Source organism: Desulfobacter sp. (genome assembly GCF_050177295.1).
Genome location: NZ_JBFXHE010000120.1, coordinates 1 through 10,951 on the forward strand (window position 1 = coordinate 1; position 10,951 = coordinate 10,951).

At 43.6% G+C, this 10,951-nt stretch carries 6 protein-coding genes; 3 read left to right on the plus strand and 3 right to left on the minus strand.

Annotation, left to right across the window (positions count from 1 at the left end):
- Positions 1-147: 147 nt before the first annotated feature.
- Together AB7U36_RS10425 and AB7U36_RS10430 are read right to left on the minus strand one after the other, a co-directional pair.
- On the minus strand, positions 148-1,119 hold the full coding sequence (locus AB7U36_RS10425) for a UDP-N-acetylmuramyl pentapeptide phosphotransferase (RefSeq protein ID WP_428159716.1): 972 nt from the start codon (positions 1,117-1,119) through the stop codon (positions 148-150).
- A gap of 2 nt (positions 1,120-1,121) precedes the next feature.
- Positions 1,122-2,120 carry an NAD-dependent epimerase/dehydratase family protein gene (locus AB7U36_RS10430; protein WP_428159717.1) on the minus strand — a complete coding sequence of 333 codons (999 nt, stop codon included), beginning with the start codon at positions 2,118-2,120 and terminating at the stop codon, positions 1,122-1,124.
- 291 nt (positions 2,121-2,411) lie between these two features.
- Between AB7U36_RS10430 and murA the strand changes: the two genes are divergently transcribed.
- The 3 genes from murA (at position 2,412) to AB7U36_RS10445 (ending at position 7,026) form a co-directional block, all read left to right on the plus strand.
- A complete protein-coding gene (gene murA / locus AB7U36_RS10435; protein WP_428159718.1) occupies positions 2,412-3,671 on the plus strand; it encodes a UDP-N-acetylglucosamine 1-carboxyvinyltransferase in 1,260 nt (419 codons plus the stop codon).
- Between the two features lie 27 nt (positions 3,672-3,698).
- Entirely contained in the window at positions 3,699-6,173 is a 2,475-nt protein-coding gene (locus AB7U36_RS10440; RefSeq protein ID WP_428159719.1) for a DNA internalization-related competence protein ComEC/Rec2, read from the plus strand.
- Between the two features lie 250 nt (positions 6,174-6,423).
- Positions 6,424-7,026 carry a hypothetical protein gene (locus tag AB7U36_RS10445; protein ID WP_428159720.1) on the plus strand — a complete coding sequence of 201 codons (603 nt, stop codon included), beginning with the start codon at positions 6,424-6,426 and terminating at the stop codon, positions 7,024-7,026.
- Here the strand turns inward: AB7U36_RS10445 and AB7U36_RS10450 are convergent.
- On the minus strand, positions 6,990-10,951 hold a 3,962-nt coding region (locus AB7U36_RS10450), incomplete at its 5' end, for an acyl-CoA dehydratase activase (protein ID WP_428159721.1). The two genes, AB7U36_RS10445 and AB7U36_RS10450, sit on opposite strands and share 37 nt — an antisense overlap.

Consider the following 10,951-nt stretch of genomic DNA (forward strand, 5'->3'; position numbering starts at 1 on the left):
CGTTCATAACGCTGGCAAGCGAGGAAAGGCCTTGCTCCATTCGCTTGTCGAGCTTTTGGTCAAATAAGACCTTGAAACGCAACATGAGCCAAAATTATATGTATTTTGTTCGCTTTGCTGCCGCTTTAATATGGTTACGTTAAAATGTCAACAGAACCTAAAACGGATAAATAAAGATATTACTATAAATAATATTGAATATATGAAATAGGTCGTAAAAATGGCCGATATCCCTAAGGGTTTAACTGCCATTAATGACAGGCCGACAATAGCTTGAAAAATCCCATATCCTACTGAAACAAGCCAATGAGGAGTTTTCATTTCATTAGCCAGTAATTGATATATATGTCGTCGATGCGCAATAATAAGTGGCTCTTTATCTTTTATGCGGACCACCATTGTAGATATCTCATCAATATAAAATGGAAATATAAATCCAGACATAATTAAAAAATCCATTGCAGAATGGGCCAGTAAAATGGTTAAGCAGGAAAAAATAAATCCTATTAAAATGCTGCCAACATCCCCTAAAAAGACTTTTGCTTTTGGAAAATTAAAAAAAAGAAAACCGATACAAGAAGCAGAGATACATACACAGAAGGTAATATAATTGGGATCTGCATTGATGCATTTACCGTAATTTGCCAGCAAAAGAAAACCAATCAAACCGGCTATCCCCGCAATCCCATCAATTCCGTCCATAAAATTGTAAAAATTTGAAGTGCCTACAATAAATACGGCCAGAGGAATGCATAGCAAATAAAAAGCGCCTCCCATTTTTATGGTTTCAGATAAAAATAAAAGGAAGTATAGGCTGCAACCAAAATGAACAAATAATCGCTGTTTTACAGTTAGTTTGTAACGATCTCCTCCCCAAAGGCTTGCAACAGAAACAGCCAGAGATGGTAACCATAAAAAATGAGCTATTTTTAAAAAAAATGACACAACCAGAATAGCAAAAAGAAGACCGATTCCTGCCCCTTTGCAGATTTTTTTGTTATGGGAACTTCTTTCGTTTGGAAGATCCATCATGCCGATTCGTTCCCCAAACCAGATCAGGGCCCAGGCACCTGCAAGGCCTAAAAAAAAGGATAAAAATATTAATATAATTTCTTTCATTCTTATTTTGTTTCAAATATGTTTTCTATTGTGTATTTAGGCTTGAATCCTGTTTCCAACATGCGTTGATTATTAATTACTATGTCCCGGACAAGTTTATGGTGGCAGGAAGAAATAAACTGTTTTTTACTTGGAAAACAAAATTGTGCTATTTGGCTTGCTATATTAATTAATTTCAATGGGACTGTAAAGACAGGCTTCCTGTAATCAATTGATTTTGAATTCATAACGCGGATCATTTCATTAAAAGAGCAGGGTTCAGGATCAGAGATATTCATAATACGGCAGGTGCGCTTTGAATTGTCAGCTATAACACGGTATCGGATAAAATCAACCAGGTTCTTTCGCGCAAGAACAGAAAGTCTTTGTTGGCCAGAGCCATACCTAAAATAAAACCATTTTCCAGGTGCACAGATCCGTTTTTCCAAATTCATGCGCCAGTCAGCTTCATAAACCGGTGCTAATCTGAGAATATCCAGTTTTCTGATACATCCGGTTTCAAACAAGGCCTTAAGTTTGGTTTCCGCCTCCAGTTTGCTTTTTGCATATGCACTGATCGGATTGCATTGATCAGCTTCATCAAAATTCATGCCACCATTTTCACCATATACACAGATTGAAGATAAAAGAATAAAATAAAGATTTGGATTGGTTTTTCCGCCGATCTTAGCAAGATTCATGGATGCATGATGATTAATTTTGTCATACAAGACATCTGGTAGAGGACAAAACGTCCTTTGGTGAGCAATCCCTGCACAGTGAACAATCACATCCGGTTGCTTGTCATTACAGATATTACCCAGCATCTTTGTATCCGAAATGTCGGCTTTTATGTATTCAAAATTTTTTACGGCCGCCTGCTTTGGGCTTTCCGACCGGCTGGTTCCAATAACTTGATAACCATATTGGCATAAAGCCATTGAGATAATCTGGCCAAGAAAACCTGTTGCACCTGTAACCAGTACGGTTTTTGTGCCAGGACGAATACATTTGTTCTGCATAATTTTAAAGTCAGAGCTAAAAAAAATCTACATAAGGCCTTCCTACGGCCTTTTCAGTGTATCGATAGTACGCATACTTTGCAAAACTTGCAAGGATACGTGTCGTTGAATCCAGTAATTATTCCCGGAGTACGGTAAAAATAAAATTTCTTGCGGCAAAACATGTTTTAAAACGTAAAATTATATGATAAAAACGCCAATATTTATTAATATTTAAGATGGTAGCGTGAGCTATTGTCAGCACTTTTTCAACTATTAATCCTCCTTTCAAGTCAGGAATGAAATTATTTAATGGATAAAATACAAATCAACGGGGGGCGGCAGCTACAAGGTGAGGTCTTTATCAGCGGAGCCAAAAATGCTGCGCTTCCACTTATTGCATCAAGTCTTCTCGTGGATGGGGTATCCACATTTGAAAATGTACCCCGGTTGATGGACATCTCTTCAATACGTATGCTGCTTGAAGATCTTGGAGCGTCCTGCGAATTTGAAGGTCACACATTTACTATTGACGGGTCCGGGATCGATAAAATAGAGGCTGAGTATGAACTGGTCAGAAAGATGCGGGCCTCTATTCTGGTATTAGGTCCGCTTGTGGCAAGGTTTGGCCGGGCCAAGGTTTCCATGCCCGGAGGGTGTGCCATTGGCGCCCGTCCTGTAAATATGCATCTTTCCGGTCTTGAAGCACTGGGTGCCACCATTTCAATTGACAGCGGATACATTGATGCCAAGGCAGAAGGCGGTTTGACCGGAAATGAAGTCTATTTTGACATCCCCACGGTAACCGGTACGGAAAACCTTATGATGGCCGCAGTTTTAGCCAAGGGTCAAACCAAGCTGAGGAATGCGGCAAGGGAACCTGAAATTGTGTGTCTGGCAGACGCATTGAACCGGATGGGGGCAAAAATCAGTGGTGCCGGTACCCCTATTATCACCATTGACGGGGTAAGTCGCCTCCATGGTGCGACTTGCCGTGTAATACCGGACCGGATTGAAACAGGCACGTTTATGGCGGCTGCCGCAGCCACCCGGGGAGATGTGATAATCCGTGACTGTGTACCGGATCATCTAGGCGGCGTTATCAGCAAACTTAAGGTCTCAGGGGCGTTAGTTGAGACTTTTGAGGATAAGATACATATTAAAGGTAGCGAAACGATCAAAAATATTGACATTAAAACCCTGCCGTATCCTGGATTTCCCACAGACATGCAGGCCCAGTTCATGGCATTGATGACCATTGCCCAGGGCAACAGCGTGATTCATGAATCCATCTTTGAGAACCGGTTTATCCACGCCAATGAATTGCTGCGCATGGGTGCTGATATCAAAATTTCCGGCGGAAATATAGCCAACGTCCGGGGCGTGCCCCATCTTCAGGGCGCTCCTGTTATGGCATCGGATCTTCGTGCCAGTGCGTCCCTTGTGATTGCAGGTTTGATTGCGCAAGGCACCACTGTCATCAGCCGTGTTTATCACATGGACCGGGGTTATGAGACCATTGAAAAGAAATTTGAAAGTCTGGGCGCAGATATTAAAAGAATCTCATCCTGACATAATTTTTATCCAAGGAGGGCATAAGTGAACACAAGGCATAAGTTAACACTTGCGCCAATGTTTTTTGTCCTCCTGTCCTTTATAGCCGGTGTCCTAGCAGGTTGCTGTACACCGGTCCCGCCCTGGGTCTACTATATTGCGGTGTGTCTGCTTGCCGCAATTGTCTTTATGCTATCCAAGCCCGATAAATTTATTTTTCTATCATGCCTTGCGGCTTTCGGATTGACAGTGTTTCGCATGGCAGGTATCTGCACCAGCGATTATTCTGATCAGCATATTGTCAGATTTTGCAACGGTGAAACCTACCGTATCTCAGGCGTCATTAATTCTATTTCTAAAAAATATCAAAATAAAACCAGATACACGATGGATTGCACTGGTGTCTGTGCTGATAATACGTTTGTGACACCGGCTGAAGGGAAATTGAGTTTAACCCTGTACCATGATTCCAACACCCAACCTGTACCGTCCCTGTTTTTTGGCGAACACATTATTGTTACTTCAAAAATCAGGGCCATACGCAATTTTTTCAACCCCGGTGGGTATGATTATGAATTCAGGATGCGTCTTCGAGGCATAACCGGGAGCATTTATGCAAATTCGAACACCATTGTGCAGACAGGCAAGGTTAACAGCAGTTTATTTGCCCGGGGCATGCGATTTCTGCAAAGGACCCAGGGCCGCTTTTCGAACAATGTTGCCAAAGCCGCCAAAATTACAGATGACAGGCCGCCTGATTTTTTTTCCAACCAGGCCAGGGCTGTGCTTACAGCTCTGGTTACCGGGCAAAAAGAGATGATTCATGAAAAAATCCGTGATAATTTTTCCAAAGCAGGGCTTTCACACATTTTAGCTGTTTCAGGCTTGCACATGTCCCTTGTCGGACTTGGTTTTTTTTCTATTTTTATATTTATATTAAACCGGCAACCCTCTTATGTCATAACAGGCCGTGCAAAAAAAACAGCAGGGGTTCTAATTCTCTTGCCTTTGACTGCCTATGCCTTTTTTGCCGGGTTTTCACCATCTACCCAAAGAGCGTTGATCATGACAGCGGTCTTTTTAACGGCCTTTCTCATGGAAAAGGAAAAAGATCCTTTAAACACCCTTTACGTTGCTGCAAGTCTGATTCTTATTATTAATCCCGGGGCCTTATTCTCCATCTCTTTTCAACTCTCATTTGCCTGTGTTTTCTTTATTATCTCAGGTTTTATTTTCCTTGGGAAAACCTTGGGCATGCCTGAAAATAAATGGATCAAAAGGGTTTCTTTAATGATTTTTACAACCGTGTTTGCAGGAATTGGCGCAGCCCCTGTAACCGCCTTTTATTTCAATATCTTTCCCATGGTCCAGGTGGGGACTAACCTTATCATGGTTCCTGTAATCGGCTTTTTATGCCTTCCCTTGGGATTGGCAGGACTGATGTTTATGGATTTTCTGCCTGGCCTGTCCCAATTTTTTTTAACGTTAGATGTCCACATTCTTTCATATTGTCTCCAGGCTATTCATTGGATTACCGGTTTTGACTGGACCTGGGCCAGGGTTGTTACACCACGTCCAATTGAAATTATTATCTATTATGCACTGATACTTTGCATTGGATTTGCAATTATGGAAAAGAACAAGGCGTTGATATACCTGACCTTTCTTCTGACTGTGGCAGGCATGGTATCCACAGGCCAGGGGGTGTTAAAAAGATTTTATCCGGGAAAACTTGTGGTGCATACCCTAGATGTAGGGCAGGGCAATGCAGCTGTTATCATTGCACCTGACGGAAAAACCCTGCTCATTGATGCCGGAGGATTTGGCGGACGTTCCAGTTTTGACACCGGCCGGTATATTGTGGGTCCCTTCTTGTGGAAGAACTGGATTCTGGCACTTGATGCAGTCATTTTGACACATCCGGACTCTGATCACATGAATGGCCTTTATTTTATTTTCGAAAACTTCAGGGTCAGACAATGGATAAAAAATCATGATACGTTTTCATCTGCTTTTTTTGAAAATATAATGCATACCGTTGAAAAAAAAGGTATCAAAATTCATGTCCCTGACTCTGATCCCAGCCGGTTTTCATGGGATCAGGTCAAGATAAGTATTCTTGGCAGAAAAAGCGGCGACTTGGCTGACAACCGCAATAACAACAGTCTTGTTACCCGGCTCGATTTTTTATCTTTTTCCATGCTTTTTCCAGGCGATATTGAGGGGAAAAGGGAAAGGGAACTTGCGCATACAAAGAATTTCAGGCTTAAATCCGATATCCTTATGGCACCCCACCATGGCAGCTGTTCCAGTTCAAGTAAAATTTTTCTTGATAAAGTAAGCCCGGCAGGCGTAATAATATCATGCGGATATATGAACAAACATAAGTTCCCCTGCCGGACGGTTTTACAGCGGTATGGACGAAACAGGATCATCGTTTTTCGAACGGATCTGATGGGTGCTGTTACACTGCAATCTGACGGCTTTGGTTATACCATTAAGACCCATAGGAAAAATTAACCCCAATAGGAAATTTTAACGCGTGTATTATATTTATTTCCCTTTTATTTTTATTCTATCCGGCCTGATATTCTTAGAATGCAAACATCGAAGCCTTCCTAAATGGTGGGCTGCAATTGTATTTGCAGCGCCTGTAACCACCCCGTATTTCATAGTTAAATCCAGAAAAGGTAACAGCCTAATTTTGTTGTTGATTTTTCTGGCCTGCTTTTCCCTTGTAACTGCCGGCGAAATCTTTATTTATTCCAAAATGAATGCAAAATATAAATATGTGAATTTGCCTCCTGTTACCCGGCAGCTTATTCGCTACAGTGAAATCCTTAAACAGACCACCCATAACCTGGATAAGGATTTTGTTGAATTTGAGCAGCAGTCCAAGGTTCAGTCAAAAACAAATAAGCTTGAGCAAATTATTGTATTTATGGGCGAACTTCGCCAGACTATTTATGATAACCAGGCCGCCATTAAACAAATGGTTGAGTTCGTGGACAGGCATCGCGGTTTTTTTCTTAAAAAGGATCTGCAATGGGTGTATGAAATCAAAAAATACTACAATAACCGCATCGTGATTCAGTACTTTGAAAGCCTTGAAAACTATCTGGATAATTTTGAAATTCTGCTGCGTTTCTGTTACCAGAATTTCGACGCCATAACCAAGGAGGAAAGTGCGGCCCACCTAAAAAATTATGATGAATACTATCTGCGTTACCGCAGGGCTGTTGACTCCCACAGCCGGTTCAATGTCAAACGCATTGAATTTCAAAATGACTTTATAAAAAGATATCCTGAAATCAAGGAGTACCTGCCGGCTAAGCGTCAGACACAGACAAAGGCCATCCGGTTCTTGGAATAGGGGGGGGTTCTTAAATATTTCAAGAAAGGCACCACCACCTTATTTTTGTTGCCTCCGGACAGATCATAGGTAATATTGATGACCGGCACCCCGACTTTTTTTTCAATCTGTGAGGCCATGGCCTCGGTGACAAGGCCTGGACAGCAAAATGCCGGATTGACAGCCACCAGAAGTGCCAGATCCGGATGTTCATTTACAATATAGTGGATTTTGAGCAGATTATCCATGGATTCGCCGGTATGCTCGGGCAGCATGCCGTAAGTTTCAAGGATATGGTCATAAGATGCATTCACACTGAGTTCTGTTTCATTGAAAAACGGCGCAAAAAATGGATAATATTTTTTTTCCATTGTTTTTACGGCTGCCAGAAGGGCCTTGTTTGAAATCAGGCTTAGGTATTTGCCCTCCTTGAACCATTTTTTAAAATAGGCATTGGCTATGATTTTTACATACTGGTAATAAGGCGTGGTCACCACCTCTCCGCCATTATCCTCAATGAACTGGATCAAATTCTGGTTCATTATCCGGTTGTCCCTGACATACAGATCCCCGAATATTCCCACCTTGGGTCGTGTCTCTTTTTTCACAGGGATCTGTTCAAATATGGACATGATCTCCTTAAGGGCTTTTTCCTTTGATCCGCCCGTGAGAAATGCCGTGCCCATGATGGAACAGACGGTATACAACGCCGTATCGGTCTGCCCCTTATTTATCTCATAGGGCCTGATTCTGCAGCCGATGCTCCTGAAAAGTCCGCCAAACATATAGGCAAAATAGGTGTTGGTTGACGCCTTGAGCCCCAGGTCAAAAAGAGAAAGTTCCCCTAAGTAGACCCTGGCTTTCTCAAAACCTTTTCCATGGCGGGTAAGAATTTTCTGGATATGGTAGGGGTACATTTTTATATTGCAGGAAATATCGGATTGATTCAGCCATAACACCGTGTTTTCCGGGGCAAGCCCGTTTTTTTTAACGGTATGGATAAAACCAGATGCCACGGCATTTAAAGGCAGGCACTGGCCGGTATTTGTCAAAAGTGCATTTTTGAGGGTTTCCTGGCTCTCTTCCATCAATATGGCATTGTACCCCTCATTTTTGATGATATTGACAATGAGGTGGCCTGTGATGGCATCCCAGTTGGGGAAAATTACTGTTTTCTGTTCAATGGTTTTATCAAATTTGGGGGTAAATAAAGACGCATCTATGGTTTGAGCGGGCTGATCCTGTTGCCTGTGATTTTCAAAAGCCCTGACAGCAGCCTCAATACGGGTTTCATATCCCACACTGGAGTCGTGTTCATCTAGTTCCAGCAAAAGATAAGGCTTGTTTGCCGATGCCATGATCTCCTTGAAGTAATCCACGGCAAAGGCATCAGGCGCACATCTGAAAGATGAAATGTAAACCGGATAGAGGTTTTGGGTTGTGGCGGCAACGAAAGCGGCTTTTAGATTTTGGGCCGCATGTTTCCAGTGAATCTGCTTAAGCAATGGTTCAATGGGCGAATAATCAATGCCTTCCAGATCAATCATGTCATTGAAGAATGTTTTTATGCCCAGATTGGCAAAAATGCCTGGGATATTATTGTTCATGGCAGAAGATAAAACCGTATATGGACGGCCAAGCAGCAGCACATTCGCTCTGCTGTCAGATCCTTGGGACGCCCACAGCCCGGCAAGGGCGCTCTCCATGCTTTTTTGGCCAGATAGGGCCCGATCCCAGGCAGAAGATATGTCAATAAAGGAGAGATCTGTGTTGATTTCTTTAAATGTGTCATATAGCTGCATTTTTGTATGAAAGCTTGTATACAGATATCTGACTATGGGAGACAGTATTTTGCCCTGGTTTGTCAAGGCGCTTAAAACTGACGGTGCAAACTGGGTATAGTAGCAGTGGTGACGTCGTAAACCTTTTTCACTGGTTTTGTCTTCAAAATAAAAGGGCAGAAAAATATAATCGCATTTATCCTCAAGAAAGCGCACATGACCATGCAGCGCAAGGACAGGCGCACAGAATTCGGCTCCGGCAATCTGTTTGCCCTGTTTGACAGGATCAGTGCAATTGCGGCTGATCTTCACAGGTAATCCTATTTCATTGAAAAAAATCTGCCAGAAATCAAGGTCCTGGACCATGTGAAGGGCATTGGGAAGGCCGATGGTTATATTTTTCCCATTGTTTTTCAAGACAGGTCGCCCGGGCAGGGGCTTGGGGCGTACCGTTTTTCTAAGTTCGAAAAGATCATAAAGACCGGAAGACTTAACTCGTTTTTTAGTCTGGTAATCCCTGCCGCACAAAAATCCATAGGCAAGAGTTTCTCCTTTAACTTCGGCAATGGTGATTTTGCACTGGTTGGTGCAAAGCCGGCAAACCTCCTGACGCACAGGAATTGTTTCTTTCCACAGATGAAAACCCCTAAAGCCCGATTGGGACAGTTCGCCTTTTTCCTTCATCTGCCTGACCATCAGGGCAATGCCAAGGGCACCGGTGAGGTGGCAGTACCGGGATACATGGATGGGCTTATTCAATTTCTGCTCAAAGGCTGCCACAAGTGCCCGGTTTCGGGCAGTGGCCCCCTGGAACACGACCCGGTCACCGATCTGGGCAATATTGGCGACCTTGGTCAGGTAGTTATCGCGTACCGAATGAAGTACAGATGCCAGAATTTCGTTTTTTCCATACCCCTCGGCAAAAAAATAATTAATATCCCTTTCCATGAAAACAGTGCACCGGTCACTGGATACAGGTGCCGCAATGCCCTCTGCTCTGTGGGAATACTCGGATAACGGGCAGTTAAGGCGCATGGCCTGTTCCTCAATAAAGCTGCCGGTACCTGCGGCACATACCGCATTCATGACCGATGACGTAACCTGGCCGTTTTTTACGAGGGTAAACTTGGCATCCTGGCCCCCGATTTCAATGATGGTATCCACATCCGGGTGAAGATTCACGGCTGCGGTGGCATGGGCCGTGATCTCATCGGGTTCCAGGTCCGCACCAATGATTTTACCGGAAATGCGCCGGCCGGAACCTGTGGTTCCACACCCCTGTATCCGGAAAACAACCTTTTTTTCAACCATTAGATGATCACAGGCCTTAAATATGCGCTGGACAGCTTCCACAGGTCTTGATGCGGTTTGGGTATAAAATCCGGCAACCGGCTCACCATCCTGATCGGTAATGATACTTTTGGTGCTGGTGGAACCCACATCAAGCCCTAAAAAGCCTTTAATCGCAGAGCCGCAACCAATGGGTTTGAAAAGTTCAATTTCAACGGATTCAAAATCAAGGGGTGTAACGGATGAAAAGTCAGGATAATCAGACAGGGTAAGATCAAGGGCCGGATTAAGCAAACCTTTTGTTTTTTCTCGGTCCAGGAAAAACGTGCTGATATCATTCAATGACCGGGCAGGAACGTGGGATTTCGTTATTTCATCAGCAAGACACAGTGCTGCGCCCATGGCCCCGTAAACCAGGGCATGTTCGCCTTTGACAAGGGATTTGCCGATAATGGATTCAAGATGTTTTTTAACGGCATTGTTTTTGGAAACACCGCCGCAGAATATGATGTCTTTTGTAGGGATATCCTGCTTGAACAAGGTGTTGGCAATATTTCGGGCAAGCCCGTAGCAAAGCCCGTCACAGATCTGTTTAAGATCATAGCCCTGCTGCTGGGCATGGATCAGATCTGTCTTTGCAAACACCGCGCACCGGGTGGCAATATCCGGGCGTTGGTCCCTGTTTTCAAGGGCCAGGGATGAAATATTTGCCGATCCCTGCAGATGAATCCGTCCGGCCTGCTGGTCGAGGAATGCACCGGTGCCGGCAGCACACCCTGAATTATGCCGCTGGCCTCTGTAATTGCCGTGGCTGTCAAACAGGCTTAGGAAAAATTTTTCCCCGCCCACATGCAGAATAGCGCTGAAAGATCGGA

Coding starts and splice junctions, on each gene's coding strand:
- AB7U36_RS10425 (WP_428159716.1), bottom strand. CDS start 1,119: ATGAAAGAAATTATATTAATATTTTTATCCTTTTTTTTAGGCCTTGCA.
- AB7U36_RS10430 (WP_428159717.1), bottom strand. CDS start 2,120: ATGCAGAACAAATGTATTCGTCCTGGCACAAAAACCGTACTGGTTACA.
- murA (WP_428159718.1), top strand. CDS start 2,412: ATGGATAAAATACAAATCAACGGGGGGCGGCAGCTACAAGGTGAGGTC.
- AB7U36_RS10445 (WP_428159720.1), top strand. CDS start 6,424: ATGAATGCAAAATATAAATATGTGAATTTGCCTCCTGTTACCCGGCAG.